Source organism: Bacillus cereus group sp. RP37 (assembly GCF_040459695.1).
Lineage (GTDB): Bacteria > Bacillota > Bacilli > Bacillales > Bacillaceae_G > Bacillus_A.
Window position 1 is genome coordinate 2,983,275 of sequence record NZ_JARVHP010000001.1, and the last position, 16,203, is coordinate 2,999,477.

The following is a 16,203-nucleotide window of genomic DNA, read 5'->3' on the forward strand; positions in this document are numbered from 1 at the left end:
AATATTTACTCTTAAACTAAAACACATTTATACCTACAATTAATTTATTATCTTTCAAAAGAGTCGATAGTTTTATATTTTTTATTTTTTTATTGTACATTTGTACATTTGATGTTAGGATTATGCCTATTAAAATTGAATCCTAACGATTCTTCTTTATAATTTCTATATTTTAAATACCAAATAAAAATATAGATTCTGAAACACGATCAAAATCAGAACAAAAATGTCGTTATTTTACAATGATGTCGTGGAATACCTTTAGAATGGAAAGATACATGCAACAACGTGTTAAGGGGTTACAGGGGGAACAAAAATGAGAGACTTTTTTGATGATAAGTATAAAAATATTGAATTAAAAAGGAGGTTAATAAATTTAATAAGTGACATTAGCGAGTTCAAAGGAAAATTAGCTGCTTATCAGGAACAAAACCCTGACATATTTAATAATTTAGAAAAAACTATACCACTACATTACATAAAAAATTTCACAACTATTTATGAAGATGTAAAAGTTCCTAATAAAAGATTAAAAGAGCTTATTTTAGATGATATAGTACCTCAAAATATTTCAGAAGATGCTATTTTTTGTTATTATCAAACACTTTCTTTTGTACATAAAAACTCCTGTACTTTATTAATTAATCCAGCAACTATACAGGAATTGCATTTTCAACTAATACATTACATTACCTCGGACAGTGCCAAATGGCGTGAAAAACCTTTTATTATTCCAGGAATTCCAGAACATGGAATGCACTTGAATAGTTACCGCATTCTTCCGCATGAACTTATTCCACAGTTTATGGAGCAATTATGTGATCAATACAACTCATTAAATACTAGTAAGGGGCTACATTCACTTTTATTAATAGCTCGTTTTATATTAAATTTTTATTGCATAGTCCCTTTCAATCAAGGTAATAACAGGCTGGCATTTATGTTAATGCAATTGCTGTTAATTAAGAGTGGACATACATTTGTAAAATATGTATGTTTGGATAAATATATTAAGAAACATGAATCTGATTATTACAATTCGATTTATAAATCTTCGGTGAATTGGTACTGCGAGGAACATAATAATAGCTTTTGGTTAAAAACGTTTTTAACAATTATATTAGAGGCTTACAAAGATCTTCATAACACAGTTCTAGATTCTATATGTAAACATACTAAAGTTGAGAGAATCCAGGATTTTATACTTAAACAAAAACAACCCTTTACTAAGGAAAGTATTCGTAACACTTATCCAGACATTGCAGAGAGTACCATCAGTAAGGCTTTAAATTCATTGCAATTATTTGGGCATATTAAGCTAGTTTCAAAAGGAAGAAACGCAAAATGGACTAAAGTTTGACTATACTTTTAAAACTCTTACAGTTCAAAAATTCAATGGTAACGTTATCAATAGTTTTCATGACTTTAGGTTCAAATTCATTGAATTTCATTTTAATTTTAGGCTATTATTGCTACTTTAGTTATTTCTAATTCCTACAAAAAATTTATAGGAAAAGGTACGTTTCCCTCCACCTTTTCCTATAAAAATATTATATAAACACAAAAAAGTTGTCGAAAAAAGTCGCATTTTAATATTTTTTCTTTATTTTCTGGTTGTAAACGTTTCATTTTCATGTTACTATCTTAATCAAACAATAGAGGGTTATAAAAATGAAAATATTTCTTTCCCATAGAAACATATAAACGTACGGTAACATCAAGAAAATAAGGCCAAAGAAATATTTGATACCTACCAAAATAATCAATAGGAATTTTGCGCTTTAATATTTCTGTCAATTCAGAAAAAACATTTTGTCCCTAAACAAAAATTGTTAGCATGCAAAGTTCAAATACACTAGAACACCCAAATAAATGTAATGTCCTTTTTAATCGAGCATTAAAGTATAAAAAAGAATTCTTCCTACAAAATTCAGCTGATTAACTTAAAGACATCTAAATTACTACCTTAATTTCCCTCTATTGTTGACTACATATTTACCAACTATGAAAAAGAGCCTATCCAGGGCTCTTTTTTGTATAATCATTCAAATTCTATCTTGATACTTATATTTTCACACAAATTACCTCTACTTTTTTGCTCTTAATTATTAACTTCCATTCCCAATTTGTTTAAATTTGTGAATAAAATTCCATCATATAAAAATAATAAATACAACTAATCGTTATATATTAAAGAGGTGTCAATTTTGTCCTTAAATGAAGAGACCTTAGAAATTAAATCAGATAAAAACATTGAAAAGATCCAAACAAGTAACTTAGAAGAGCTTAAAAATACATTAGATAATATCTTTGATATTAGTGCAGATTTAATCGAACATCCTTTGCAATTAAAAACAAACACGAATATTTTACTATATTATTTTGAAGGCCTTACAGATGGTGTCGCTTTAAAAGGCAATGTTGTTACACCATTATTACAAAAAGTAAATGAGGACAGCCAAATATTTAATTCTAATATTATTGCTACTCATACCAAAATAGTATATACATGGAATGACATTAAAGAAGGATTACTTGAGGGTCAATGTGTTCTATTTATGGAAGGAGAAAAGCGCTCACTTCTAATAAATACAAAAGGCTGGGCAGAAAGAGCAATTCAAGAACCCATCTCAGAAGTTACTATTAAAGGCTCACATGATGGATTTATTGAGAATGCCACAAAAAATATAGGCTTAATTCGTCGATATCTTCCTTCAACAGAGTTAAAGATCAAAAAGCTGACAATTGGCGAACGAGCAACTTCAGTAGTCTATTTAATTTACTTAGGTGATGTAGCAAACGCAGATGTAGTCCAAGAAATAGAAACTAGAATCTGTAGAATTAATACGGATGCGGTATTGAGCATTGGAGAACTATCTAATTATACAAAAGATCAAAATTGGACTCCTTTTCCACAAGCTTATTTAAGCGAACGCCCAGATGCAATTTCAAATCATATTCTTGATGGGAAAGTAGCAGTGTTAATGGATAGATCCCCTGGTGCAATGATTGTTCCAATGAATTTAATTGGATTTTTTCAAACTCCAGATGATTATAATATCCATTGGCTCATTGCATCATTTTTTCGCTTATTACGATTTGCAGGATTTATTATAGCTATTTTTTTACCGGCATTTTATATTGCTATAGTCTCTTTTCACTTTGAAATCATTCCTATAGACTTATACACTTCTATTGCAACATCAAGAGTCAAAGTCCCTTTCTCCCCCTTATTGGAAGCTTTTATAATGGAAATTACACTAGAAATGCTACGTGAAGCTGGCATTCGCTTACCACAACCCATTGGACAAACCATAGGAATTGTTGGAGGGATTGTAATTGGACAGGCGGCTGTTCAAGCTGGTCTTGTAAGTAACGTTATGGTTATTATCGTATCTATTACAGCCATTGCATCATTTATTGTTTCTAATTATGATTTATCAAGTTCTATACGCCTTATTCGTTTTCCAATGATGTTATTGGCATACTTTTATGGGATTGTAGGGATTGTTAGTGGATTAATGCTCTTATTTGCTCATTTTGTTTCATTAACTTCCTATGGCTCACCATACGGATTGCCAATCGCGCCCTTTCGACTCAATGAATTAAAAGATTCTTTTGTAAGATTTCCTATTTCTATGATTACCACCCGCTCGAGTACAGGACAGCCGAAACAAAAAAAGAAAAAAGAAGGTGGTTCGCATGGGGAATCTTAAATTCCAAAACATAACTTTATTCGAATTTATTATTTTCATTCATTCACTGCAACTTGCATCAGGTATGTTAATTATGCCAAGCCCACTTGCTACTACGGCTGGCACAGATGGCTGGATTTCTATCATACTTGGATGGATAACTACTTCTATAATCGGCGTATTTATTATATTAATGTTACAAAAAAACCCTAACAAAAATTTCTCACAAATCTTAAAAACATACTTTGGTAAATGGATAGGGACAATTCTTTTTCTTTTATATGCCTTTTATCTATTCTTTGCTGGCTTTAATACTTTATTAAAGGCAACCGATATTGTAAAAGTGTGGATATTCCCTTCCACTCCTGCTTATCAAATCACCATATTATTACTATTGCCTTTTATTATTTTAGCCCTGAGTGGGTTAAGGGCTCTTACTAGTTATTCTATGCTTGTTTTCTTCTTCACTACTTGGATGCCACTATTTCTTCTTTTTTCACTACAGACTAACTACAACCCTTTACACCTACTACCTATTGTTAAAGATGGATTATACCCTATTGTAAAGGCAACAAAAGAAACCATCACTCCTTATGCTGGCTTAGAACTTGCATATTATATATACCCGTTTTTACAAAAAAAACAAAAAGCCATAAAAGGACTACTAATTGCGAATACCGGAACCATGTTTTTCTATCTATATGTGACTATTCTTTCTTATATATACTTTAGTCCAGAGGGGATAAAAGACGTAATCTGGCCAGTATTTCATCTGTTAAAAGGAGTTCGTTTTTCTTTCATAGAACGATTAGAAATTATATATATCGCTTACTATTTAATTGTATTCTCTACTACGATATATCCGTATTTATTTTTCAGTTTTGAATCTGTGACCATTTCACTTCAAAAAAACGCCCGCAATTGGGCGCTGCTTGCTTTTATGTTATTTATAGTTGGCCTATTTATTTTCCTAAATCCCGATGTGGATCAATATTTGTTTATATATTCTCTTATGGACATCTTAAATGTCGTTTTCTTTATTCTATTACCAATTTTATTTTTCGCTTACAGTATTCTTTTCACTTGGATTACTAGGAGGAAACAACTTTGATTCGAAAATGGATATGGATTGTGATTTGTTGTATATATATAATTGGTTGCAGTCAAAGAATTCCTCTTGAGAAGGTTTCATTAATACTGTTAATTGGCTTGGATAGAACCCCTAATGGAGACATAAAAGTTGGAACAAGTATACCACTCTTTCATCATAAACAGCCCAAAAGTACTATAGAACATTGGACACAAGCATCAACTGTATATACTGGATTCAGTAAGATAGATACGAAGTTAACGGGCTTTATGACAGCTTCCAAGGCTGAAATCATTTTAATTGGGAAAAAATTAGCGCAAGAAGCAAATTGGTTGCAGGAGCTTGATTCTTCTTACCGTGATCCTTACGCTACCATTAATGCTAAAGTAGTACTTGTAGATGGACCTGCAGAAGAAGTTTTTAAAATTCAGAAGCCTAGTAAACCATCACTTTCATCTTATATAAATGGTGTAATCGAATCGTCAATTCAAAATAACCAATCCGTCTCTTCTACAATTCAACAATTAATGAGAGAACAAAATGAAGAAGGAATGACGCAAACTGTTCCAATTATCAAAAAAACAAAGAATGAAATCGACACAGTAGGAATTGCATTTTTAAATCGAAAAGGGAAATATTTAACTCAAATTCCTAAAAAAGATGTTAAATTTTTCAATCTTATAAATAAGCAAAAAAGTAGCGGGCGAATGATACTACACCTTGCGCTTCCCCCTAAAAAGTCCAACAAAAAAATAAACACTTCTATCTTCGTACAGAACGCGACAAGAAAGGTAGATGTTAATTTTCAAAACGGAAAATTTGTATTTGATCTCGATATATATGCTAATGTAGCTTTAATAGAAAAAACCAATGCGAATTTAATTAAGGGTCACTATGATAATAAAAAAAATATAAATAGTTTAAAAAGGACTATTCAAAAAGAAATTAATAATAATTTACAAAATATAATAAATGAAATACAGCAGAACAAAATTGATCCAATCGGATTATCCCTATATGCTAGAGCCTTTCAATATAATGAGTGGAAAAAAGTAAAAGGAGATTGGTTGCAAGCGTTAGCAGAGGCTAAAATAAATGTAAAGACACACGTCAAAATAAAAGATACTGGGACCATTAGAAATTAGATTAGCCTATTCTTTTATTTGACAGCTTTTCTCAGTCGAATTTCCTTTCCTCAATAATTATTATGTAAAAGACGCTAACTCAAAGAAAAATTTTTCGGTTCTTTTAAAAGGGCAACAATTCAACTACGGTAATCAAGTACAAGTTTCTAATTTAAGGAACTGAAGAACTTATAATTCTGGTGCAGTATATATGCCAGATTCCATTCCAATTGCAACTCCATGACATAGCATCAAAGCCGAAATTCCTAAGTGAAGGAATTTCGGCTTTTTGAGGTCGTACGAATATCTTGGTTTTGGTTTTATATACCTTGATAGAATAGATACATATCAGCATATTTGTGCATAATGTTTTCGTTTAATGTGGCTTTAATAAATCATTTTTAGTTTAAATATCCTATACTAATAACAATGGAATTTTATTACTTATCCCTTTAGATTATTTCAAATCTCTTTCTTTTCTATATCAATAACTAATTATTATCAGATATCATATCCATAAAAAGCTACAAGAAATAATGATTTATTATTAAAAAGCAAAAAAATACTGCCCTTATGCCTTACTGTTGTCCCCTTTATTACGTATCAGATTTCTATCTATATGTGATGAGGGTTTTCATCTTTTTCAATAATCAACTTTATATAGAATATTTAACTTGGTTATTACTCTTAATGGATATCATGCTTTTTAAAGTTTCCACCTTTTACTTCCGCAACATCATATACAGTTACAAAGGCATTTTCATCAATTTCATGAATAAGTTCTTTCATTTTATTTTCTTCTAAACGACTGATAACACAGCTAACTTCTTTATAAGCTTCTTTCGAAGAGCCTCCATAAATTTCGTTATAGATTGCACTTCTTCCGAGACGTTCCCAGATTGCATCTATCATTAATTTAGGTTCTTTTAAATCTAAGATTGGACATATATAACCAACTTGGGGCTATTATTAGATTTCTAAATGTATACTGCACTAAACACCTATTAACACTATACACATAGTGTTAACCATTTTAATTGAATATTAATAATAGTAAGTATAAACATTATCGATTTACTATATCTTACATTTATGTAAAAATAGATGTATGTTAAGCTTTTTCAAAATCTTTCCCCTAATAAAGATTTGAAGTAACATTTCATGATTTTCCTTACAGTTAATATGCCTTGAAAAAGAACCCTATAGGGTTCTTTTTCTTCTTATTACATCTACAGCAGTTACTTATTTAACATACAAAAAGGACTGACAATTACTTGTAGTCCTTTTTGTACCTAAATATACACTTGTCTTAAGTACTTAATCCTTTATTTTATTATGCATTATTATTAACTAAACATGTCATTATCATTAGAACCATTGGTAACACCATTAAAACTAACTTTTTAAAGATCTTATTACCATTTGCATGAGTTATGAACCTCTTCATTCCCATTCCTACCTTAATATATAGCACTCATATACATCATACTAAATATGTAAAATATTGTAACAAGAGAGGGTCTTTATCAACAAATACCTTATTATTCTGTTTCTTTTTTCTCAAATCTATAGCACCTAAACATCATTCAGTCCTCAAACATATTTTTAAAATTAATTTCACATTATATTAAATAAATGCTAAATAGCCGTTCATAATGAACGACTATCAAGCATCTAACTAATAATTTGAATGTTTTTCATGTTAATCTATTTTGTTTAATCCCGTTGAAGTAACTTGATAGATTCTTTTTTTGCCTATATATTCTTGTTTATTATTCTCAAGGTTAGTAAGTGTAGCCCGTGTCTTTTCATTTACTGCTTCCCCTTCTATATGGGTAAACTCGATATAATCTCCCACTTTGACTGGCACAGTTTGGCTTTCAACAGTTTGCTGTCTATTTCCTACTATTTCCTTATTGTACACAACACTACCGGATGAATTCTGTACTTTGATACTCGCATACGTATTATTAAAATAAGAATGTGGTACGCCTGCTTCTAAATCCACCTGCATTTTTTCTGTTACCCTATTATAATTTACTTTTGTAATTTCTCTATCACTATATCCTTTTAAAGACCAACTAAATTGATTTCCGTCTAAAACCGTTGTTTCTGGCATTTTTTCTACTTTCTTCAGACCTTCTTTTGTAACTTTGTACATTGCTGTTTTTCCAAAGCTTTCTTGTTTACTATTATCTACATTTGTTAAAGTAGCTCTATGCACACCTTCTAGATGTGTTAACTCAATATAATCTCCTACTTTAACTGGGACTTTTTGCGATTCAGCATTTTGTTGTTTGTTTCCATAAATGTCTTTCTTGTATACTACTTTGCCTGATGCATTTTGTACTTTAATATTCGCATATGTTTCATTAAAATAATGATGCGGTACGCCTGCTTTTAAGTCCACTTGCATTTCTTCTGCTGACTTATTGAAATTGATTTTAGCAAACTCGAAATCACTAATTCCTTTTAGTGACCATGCAAATTGATTTCCATCTAAAATTGTTACTTCTGGCATTTTTTCTACTTTTTTCAAGCCTTCTTTTGTAACTTCGTATATTGCTTTTTTTCCAAAGCTTTCTTGTTTAATGTTATCTACATTTGTTAAAGTAGCTCTATGCACACCTTCTAGATGTGTTAACTCAATATAATCCCCTACTTTAACTGGAACTTTTTGCGATTCAGCATTTTGTTGTTTGTTTCCATAAATGTCTTTATTGTATACTACTTTGCCTGATGCATTTTGTACTTTAATACTCGCATATGTTTCATTAAAATAGTGATGCGGTATTCCTGCTTTTAAGTCCACTTGCATTTCTTCTGCTGACTTATTGAAATTGATTTTAGCAAACTCGAAATCACTAATCCCTTTCATTGACCATGCAAACTGTTTTCCTTCTAAAATATTATTTGCATTAGGCACATCTGGTTTAATCGGATTAGAATCCGTCCCCTTCCAAATCTCTGCTGTTAAAATTGGATATCCTAATGCAGCCACATTTTGAATGGTATCATTATTTGGACGTAATCCCCACTTCTCAAAGAAAGGCATCAAATTTTGTTTGGCTACTTTTGATGCTGAGATCATAAATAATTGTTTTTTATTTTCATCTGTTTGTGGAAGTTCATCAGAAGGCATATCTCTATACAATTGATGCAGTTTAGGATAGAAGTCTTCTCCATATGCTAATTGTAGTTGCCAAAGCATAACAAGCTTAACAAAAGCATCACTAATTTCATCATAATTTTTATTAGATTGTTCTAAGTATTGAAATGCCTTAGTATAAGCACCCTCTTGTTGCAATCTAAAAGGTTGATTAGATGTAAATGCTTTTTCTACAGAAAGGCTGTAAATATTATTTTGTACTTCTGTCATATTATAAAACTTCCAAGGTGATTGCTGTCTCAAATGCCCTGCCTCATGCCATGGACCCCAACCATCTTTTATAAATTTATTAATATCTAACACGTATTGGATTGCGTCTCCCACATATGCGGTTCGATAAGAAGTTGCATACATATAATAATCAGGAGAATGATTTTCTTCTACGTAATGAATATAATGTTTATCTGCTTGTTCTTCAGATAATCCAGCTACTTTGTCTTGAATTCGAGTAGCTTCATCCATCTTTTTTAAGAGTTGTACAGGATCTGTATTAGAACCTAACAAATATTTCTTAACACGTGCCGGGCTGGCCGTAATTAATACACGTTCTCCTTTTAACTCCACTGCATGTGCATTTGGATATTGGTCCAGCATGTTTATTAAATCTTGTTTCGTATGTTTGCCTAGTTCAAAGAAAGGAGTAGTCGCTCCACCCATTGTGACTGTTGTTCGAATAGTGCCACCTTGTTGTTTATTATAAAAATAAATCATCCCCCCATTTGGAGATTGGATTGTGTTTATACCAGGTTTTAATGTAAATGATTTTATTTTAGAATCTTCTCTCCAAGAAGCATCATACGAATACGTTCCAATGTATGCTTGAATATTTTGATTTCCTTCTACATTAATCGTTATTTGTTCATTTGGCTTTGCATATAAACCAGTGGGTTCATATGGACTAAATGCCATACTTTTTCTTTCCTGTTGTTTCAGTATCTCAACATCCCCTTTTCCTGGGACTGTATATATTCTGTTTTCTGATTTAACTGACTTTTCCTCTTGCAATGATGTCGATATTTTTTTTTGCTGCTTTGTTTCCTCTGCAAAGACATCTGATGAAGAAACCATTCCAGTCGTAAGCATAGTTACTGTAGCAGTAGCTGCAAGTATTTTTCTAGTTTTATATTTTGAGTTATTCCCCATATTATCTCCCTCATTTTCCCTTAGTACATGTAAGGACTATTATTTTATTTATCATGTTTTTACATCAAAAACTATTTACGCTATTTATGTTGTATCTAATACTCTATTTTTTCTCATAATAGTCTCCTTTTCTTTATTTCTAATTGTTTATAAATGTTATTTGATGACACATAAAATAACAACTTTACGATAAACTCATCAATAACAACCTATTATGTTTTGATTTAGTATTCTTAACTTCCATCTAATTGTATAAAAGTATTCAATTAGGAAAATAAGAATATAAAGCTCACTAATCATAGATTAGGTTTTACGGAAAAATTCATAAAAATCATTCACCTTAAAAATTCAAACTTGTATAACTACTTTCTACATATAGGATGGAATTATAAAAATATTTCAATAAAACAAAAGACAGAGGCCTGATTATACCTCCGTCTTTTCAATTTATAAAGAACAAAAAATCATTTTATAACTGTATAAATGCCCTTGCAACAAATACCGTATTCCGCTATTTTTTTGAAGAAACAGGATCCATTTTTAATGTTTTTATCCCTTCTTTTAATGTAAACGCATCCGCTCTCAATGTTTTCCAACTATCTTTCGCTGCATTCAAATTAGGTTTTAGGAATTTGAATTTATTTTGATCCGCTTTTTGGGATGCTTTATCAATATGACTAAGCACTCCCGAATATTGAGAATCTAAATCATGCCATTGTGCAGACATATAGGTAAGTGCATTAATAGCCGATCCAATCGCATTGTGCATTTCATTAATATTATTATACGCAACACCAACTACACGATTTAATGTTACTTTATAATCTATAGTCTGACGTAATTGTGCTAACAACGGCTCTAACGTACCTAAATTATTTCTTGCTACCCCTATCATTACACCACCAGCAATCCACGTAGGAATTGAGGGAATTGATACAGTTATTATTCCATCTGATTCTACTTGTTTAAAATGTCTAACTTGCTCTAAAACTTCATTTAAGCGCTTTTCATCTTCATCAATTCCAGATGCTTGGTTTTTCAGAATCGAATGCAAAATATCTTTATGACCTCCAAATGCCCGGACATCTTCTCCAATACTATCTCTTAACTTAGCTAGTTCTTGTATTAAATTCTGTGTATACGCTTGATTTTGTTTAATCTCACCTTGTAAATCTGTAATGCCTTCTTTTAATGTGTCTGCATCCCCTTCATTAATCGCTTCTACTAATGTGTCATAATAATTGTCGAATTTAGTATCATACTCTACAATCCCCGTCAGTGTATCTAAAAGTTGTTTTTTTATGTGTGAATCCCATTTCGTAGCATGCTCTCTTGCATTCTTTTGATCTTGTAGAATTTGACTAGGTAGATTTGTATATCCTTTAATGTCAATTCCTTCAAAGTTAACATCTGGGTTTTTAATTAACAAATAAGAGTAATCATTCATAGATTTTGCAAATACCCCAGCATCTTGCAAAGCTTTTTTCATCTTTTCGCTGTTTACAGAAAGAGATATATCTTCGGTACTAGTTTGTTCCATTTTACTTTCACTTGCGAAGGCTGCCACTGGAGAAACTACAGTAGTTGTTGTCACAGTTAAAAACGTCGATACAGCAAGTAGTTTATAAGGAAAGTTTATGTTCATTTTAATTCCTCCTATACATATATATTGATTTTTAATTTGTTTTTTCTTGTTTAAAAGCAATGTCTTTTGAAATGAATTCTGCATCCTTATGAATATCATTCCAACTTTGTTTTGCAGCCTTTAAATCATCAGGTATTAAAGAAAGTTTATGTTCTTGCATTTGGTCGATATTATCATATAGATCTTTATAATTCGCTCCCATCGTATTCCATTGTTGCTGAATATTCGTTAGAGACATGATTGCTTGATCCACTGTTTGATACAAATATGTCAACGTGTCTTTTGTATTAGTAAGTGAAATAACTGCTTGGTTAGCAAGATCGGCTTTCATACTTAATTCTCCGATTTTATTAGAAATTTCATTATAAGAGTTCATATGATTAGATGCCGCAACACCAGCTGCTGTTCCTAAACCGATACCAGCTGCCCCTAGAGCTGTTAGACCACCAACAACAGCTGGTGTCGCTGTGCCACCGGTCACAACAATTACTACCGCTCCTGCAATCGTTCCAATAACTAAAATAGCTGCTCCTAATCCACCACCAATTGACCAGGCTAATACATTATCAAAATGTGCTTTCTGCGTAGAACGTAAATTCTCAATTTCGGCCTGAAGTTGTGGGACTAGTGCTTGTTTTCCCGCTAATATAGCCGTTAATCCCCCTTGTCCATCTGGACTTCCAACATTATTTTTAAAATCTACAGTATTCGTATACAACTTTGTTTTGAAAGCTTCTAACATCTTAATAACTTCCGTAACTTCATTTGAATTTGTATGAATTGTACCGATTAAATCCCCTATTCCTTCTTTGAGGCCTGCCTTATCTTTCTTTTTTACAGTATCTACTAGTGTGTCGTAATAATTTTGAAATTGTTCATCATAATTCACAATATTACGTGCTGTCTTTTGAATGTTTGGCTTCGCTGTATCTAACCAGTAATTTGCATTGATTCGTGACAGTTCCTGATTCAGGTGAATGTTTTTGATTAATTCTCCCCCTCCTGAACCTAATTCAATGTTGGATAAATTTACATTCGGTTGCTTAATCATTGTTTTTGCGTACAAATCCATTACAAGAATATGAGAGCCTGTTTCAGCCAACACTTTCTTTAACCCTTCAGGTCCTAACGCATAATTTTCTATTTGCTGTTCTTGTGCTGTCTGTTCTTGTGCAAGTGCATGAATAGTACTACCATTCGTAGCAGTTATAACCGTTGCTAAAGTGGCCAAAGTTATGACCTTAAATGGAAATTTCATTATTTGATTCTCCTCCTTATTTTCAGTTGCATTATAATTTTTTGTTAAACCTAATTTCTTAATATCAAAATTTATTAAATTGTTCTTCGAGTTGATTTGTTACATTCTTTAGTCGTCTTAATGTATCTTTTTGAGACTGAGTGTTATTCGTATCAACTTCATTCGATAATTTTGTAATACTATTATTTATTAGATTCAAATCCTCTTTATAACGTTTCATTAGCTCAATCTCTCCATCGACTTGATTAGCAAATGTATGCAAATCATTTTGCATGAAAAGAATCATTGATTTTTGTAAATCTGCTACTGTTAATTTAGTTGTTAAGTCATATAATTTTTGATTTTGTTTCTCTAAATCATTTAAATATGCTCTTTGCTCTGCTGTTAGTTTATTAATTTCGGCAAAGGTACTATATGTTTTTTTAATTTTTTCAGGATCAATCACTTTCATAAGATCATACTCTTTCGTTTTTGTAACTGCAGCTGCAGCAATTTCACCTTTTTTACTTTTCTCTATTGCTTCACGTGCTTCTTTTTTGGCAGCTTCAATTTCTATAACTGATTTTCCCTTTTCTGTTGCTTCTTGCTCTGCTTTCTTCTCTGCTTCTACAATAGCATTGTTTATTTCTTTTCCTTTGTTATACGCCACTACTGCGGTTTGAGCAGCCGGTTCAATGATATCTTTTGATAGACTATAAATTTCTTGGAATACCTTTAGCCCTTGTTCATTTAAAGCTCCTGGTAATAATGCTATTTGCTGTAAATCATTTTGAATTGATTTTTTTGTATTTAGCATTTCATTTTTTAACTTGTCTATTTTTCCTGTTCCCTCTGAACTAAGTACACTCTGTGCTTTTATCACATCTGTATCAAGATTTTTCAGTTTCTTATCTACCTGTAGTTTAAGATCTGTTAACTCATTAATCTGACGTTGCACGTTTTCTTGGTTTGTTATAGTCATATCTTGAAGAACTTCCAGTCTATCTAAAAACCCTTCTTTATCTTCCTTATTATCTACAAATCCTTTTAATGTTGGATAATAGCTATTAAATTTGGTTGCAAATCCTTTACTTTTTGAATTTAGTAGAATTAATTTTGGATATAGTTCTGAGGACCACTCTTTCATATCTTGTTTAATTAGAAATTGAGTTGTATTTAAAGATGGAACTTCTTCAAGTTGCACATTCGGACTTGCTAAGGCTCCATCTATAAAGGTTTGTGTTAATTTGGAGTGTGCACCTATTTTTCGTAATGCTGAGGAAATATCTATATTTTCTTGTTTCGTTTCTGCCTGAACGGTTGGCGTTGCGAGAGTATTGATAGGAATAGTCGCTCCAGTAACGATTGATGTTATTAAAAATCCTGTCATAATTTTATTCTTCATTCCGTACACCTCTTCACTATTGTTTTTTACAGTTTTAATCGTAAATGTTGTACAACCTAACGTTAGGATTTCTTCACACATACTTGAGGATAGAGATTTTTTCAAAAAAGTAATTCCATCTCGTTTTTTATTTATTTTTGAAAGAATATAAGGGCCTTACTTCCCCCTCATTTTAAACACTATGTTTTTCATAAGTAAACCAGAAAATCGCTTTTATTAAATTTGATTTTTCAGATATTTATTATTCAAATTATAAAATATTATATTTAAAAAAGTTAAATCCAAATTTCATTTCATAAAGTGAAATAATTATACTATGATAATTAAACATAAAAATCCTTTTATTCACCAAAACCTATATCAATCCCTCATCCAAAAATAATTTTAATATAATTTAATAGTAATTGACGCATATGTGTCTTTTAGATGGATATGTAAAATTACATATCCATCTAGGAGTAACTAGCATACATACGCCAACAATATTATTATCGTATAAATAATAATATTGTTACTACGAACACCACAGGAGAAAACTCCCCTAATGCACTCTAGGGGATAGAATGTCTATGTAATAAAATTTTTTACTTATATACTTACTATTCATTATAGAAATACGAAAAAGCGATTCTTTTCACATGAAAAGAATCGCTTTCTAGGTTCATATTTTCAATTACGTTACATAAAGAATTGAGAAATTATCATTTAAGAGCCTTAACTATCATTTCAGCTGCTTCTGCAATTAGTTGATTATCATAGGTAGCCTCTTTCTCTTCTTTACTGGATAAAACTGCGATGATAATAGGTGCTCTATTTGGCGGCCAAACGATAGCAATATCATTTCGTGTCCCGTAACTTCCAGCTCCTGATTTATCCCCAACTATCCAGTCAGTTGGCATGCCTGCACGAATAAGTTTGTCTCCTGTAGCATTTCCTTTCATCCACTCTGTAAGAACTTGACGTTTATGATCTGGAAGCGCATTTCCGACCGTAAAAGCTTTAAGATTCGTAGCAATTGCTTTCGCTGTACTAGTGTCACGAATGTCGCCTGGAATAGCTTCGTTTAACTCTGTTTCAAAGCGATCAGACATAGTAACCCGATCCCCCATCTGTCTAAGCGCTTTTTCATAGCCTTTCGGTCCGCCTATTTTATGGAATAAAATGTTCCCTGCAGTATTATCACTGTAACGAACAGCAGCCTCAGCGATTTCTCCTAGTGTCATTCCAGTATCTACATGTTTCTCTGTAACAGGTGAATAATCCACTAAGTCCTCTTTCGTAAATTTGATAACTTCATTTAATGTATCAATTGAGTTTTGCTGTAGTAATACCCCTGCCGCTAAAGCCTTGTAGGTTGAAGCAAAGGCAAACCTTTCGTTAGGTCGATAAGAGATTGTTTGATTTGTACCAGTATCAATCGCATATACACCTAATCGAGCATCAAATTTTTTCTCAAGTTGAGAGAATTCTTTATGCGTCGCCTGATGTTTATGTTTCACTTGTCCTTTCTTTTCTTTCGCTTCAACTTGCAGTGCCCCTCCTGTAAAAGCTTCTAGGGTTGTAAGGCTTAAACCTAATATACCAACGCATATACCTATTTTTAGCATCCTATTGTTTTTCAAAATCATCATTCCTTTCAAGTTCTTAACACTTTTTTTACTTACACATAATAGACAATCACCGAAACAAGTTTGT

General features: G+C 31.6%; 9 protein-coding genes and 2 pseudogenes. 4 read left to right on the top strand and 7 right to left on the bottom strand.

Annotated elements, in window-relative coordinates; genetic code table 11:
- The first annotated feature begins 316 nt into the window (after nucleotides 1-316).
- From QCI44_RS15945 to QCI44_RS15960, 4 genes are all read left to right on the top strand, one after another.
- Nucleotides 317-1,360, top strand: a complete 1,044-nt coding sequence (locus QCI44_RS15945; RefSeq protein WP_016087816.1) for a Fic family protein — start codon at nucleotides 317-319, stop codon at nucleotides 1,358-1,360.
- An 847-nt stretch (nucleotides 1,361-2,207) separates the two neighbouring features.
- Nucleotides 2,208-3,716: a spore germination protein gene (locus QCI44_RS15950; protein WP_016087817.1), complete on the top strand. Its 1,509-nt coding sequence runs from the start codon at nucleotides 2,208-2,210 to the stop codon at nucleotides 3,714-3,716.
- On the top strand, nucleotides 3,703-4,806 hold the full coding sequence (locus tag QCI44_RS15955) for a GerAB/ArcD/ProY family transporter (protein WP_016087818.1): 1,104 nt from the start codon (nucleotides 3,703-3,705) through the stop codon (nucleotides 4,804-4,806). The genes QCI44_RS15950 and QCI44_RS15955 overlap by 14 nt, the downstream gene beginning before the upstream one ends.
- Complete coding sequence (locus QCI44_RS15960) at nucleotides 4,803-5,930, top strand: Ger(x)C family spore germination protein (protein ID WP_016087819.1); 1,128 nt, start codon at nucleotides 4,803-4,805, stop codon at nucleotides 5,928-5,930. The genes QCI44_RS15955 and QCI44_RS15960 overlap by 4 nt, the downstream gene beginning before the upstream one ends.
- Nucleotides 5,931-6,596: 666 nt before the next feature.
- Here the strand turns inward: QCI44_RS15960 and QCI44_RS15965 are convergent.
- The 7 genes and pseudogenes from QCI44_RS15965 to bla all read right to left on the bottom strand — a co-directional run.
- Nucleotides 6,597-6,836: pseudogene (locus tag QCI44_RS15965) on the bottom strand (DUF2179 domain-containing protein); the annotation flags it as partial.
- 409 nt (nucleotides 6,837-7,245) lie between these two features.
- Nucleotides 7,246-7,356, bottom strand: a pseudogene (locus QCI44_RS30645) (fascin domain-containing protein); the annotation flags it as partial.
- Between the two features lie 255 nt (nucleotides 7,357-7,611).
- The gene (locus tag QCI44_RS15970; RefSeq protein ID WP_353811317.1) at nucleotides 7,612-10,221 is read right to left on the bottom strand and encodes a putative mucin/carbohydrate-binding domain-containing protein; all 2,610 of its coding nucleotides are present in this window, start codon (nucleotides 10,219-10,221) and stop codon (nucleotides 7,612-7,614) included.
- Between the two features lie 511 nt (nucleotides 10,222-10,732).
- Nucleotides 10,733-11,866: a hemolysin BL binding component B gene (hblA, locus tag QCI44_RS15975; RefSeq protein WP_016087825.1), complete on the bottom strand. Its 1,134-nt coding sequence runs from the start codon at nucleotides 11,864-11,866 to the stop codon at nucleotides 10,733-10,735.
- 31 nt (nucleotides 11,867-11,897) lie between these two features.
- Nucleotides 11,898-13,127 carry a hemolysin BL lytic component L1 gene (gene hblD, locus QCI44_RS15980; RefSeq protein ID WP_080117974.1) on the bottom strand — a complete coding sequence of 410 codons (1,230 nt, stop codon included), beginning with the start codon at nucleotides 13,125-13,127 and terminating at the stop codon, nucleotides 11,898-11,900.
- Between the two features lie 61 nt (nucleotides 13,128-13,188).
- Nucleotides 13,189-14,508 carry a hemolysin BL lytic component L2 gene (hblC, locus tag QCI44_RS15985; RefSeq protein ID WP_033659840.1) on the bottom strand — a complete coding sequence of 440 codons (1,320 nt, stop codon included), beginning with the start codon at nucleotides 14,506-14,508 and terminating at the stop codon, nucleotides 13,189-13,191.
- A 701-nt stretch (nucleotides 14,509-15,209) separates the two neighbouring features.
- The gene (gene bla, locus QCI44_RS15990; RefSeq protein ID WP_033659838.1) at nucleotides 15,210-16,136 is read right to left on the bottom strand and encodes a class A beta-lactamase Bla1; all 927 of its coding nucleotides are present in this window, start codon (nucleotides 16,134-16,136) and stop codon (nucleotides 15,210-15,212) included.
- Nucleotides 16,137-16,203 lie beyond the last annotated feature (67 nt).

What these genes read in the sequence shown, in the direction of transcription:
- QCI44_RS15945 (WP_016087816.1), top strand. Translation starts at nt 317, where the DNA reads ATGAGAGACTTTTTTGATGATAAGTATAAAAATATTGAATTAAAAAGG.
- QCI44_RS15955 (WP_016087818.1), top strand. Translation starts at nt 3,703, where the DNA reads ATGGGGAATCTTAAATTCCAAAACATAACTTTATTCGAATTTATTATT.
- QCI44_RS15970 (WP_353811317.1), bottom strand. Translation starts at nt 10,221, where the DNA reads ATGGGGAATAACTCAAAATATAAAACTAGAAAAATACTTGCAGCTACT.
- hblA (WP_016087825.1), bottom strand. Translation starts at nt 11,866, where the DNA reads ATGAACATAAACTTTCCTTATAAACTACTTGCTGTATCGACGTTTTTA.
- hblC (WP_033659840.1), bottom strand. Translation starts at nt 14,508, where the DNA reads ATGAAGAATAAAATTATGACAGGATTTTTAATAACATCAATCGTTACT.
- bla (WP_033659838.1), bottom strand. Translation starts at nt 16,136, where the DNA reads ATGATTTTGAAAAACAATAGGATGCTAAAAATAGGTATATGCGTTGGT.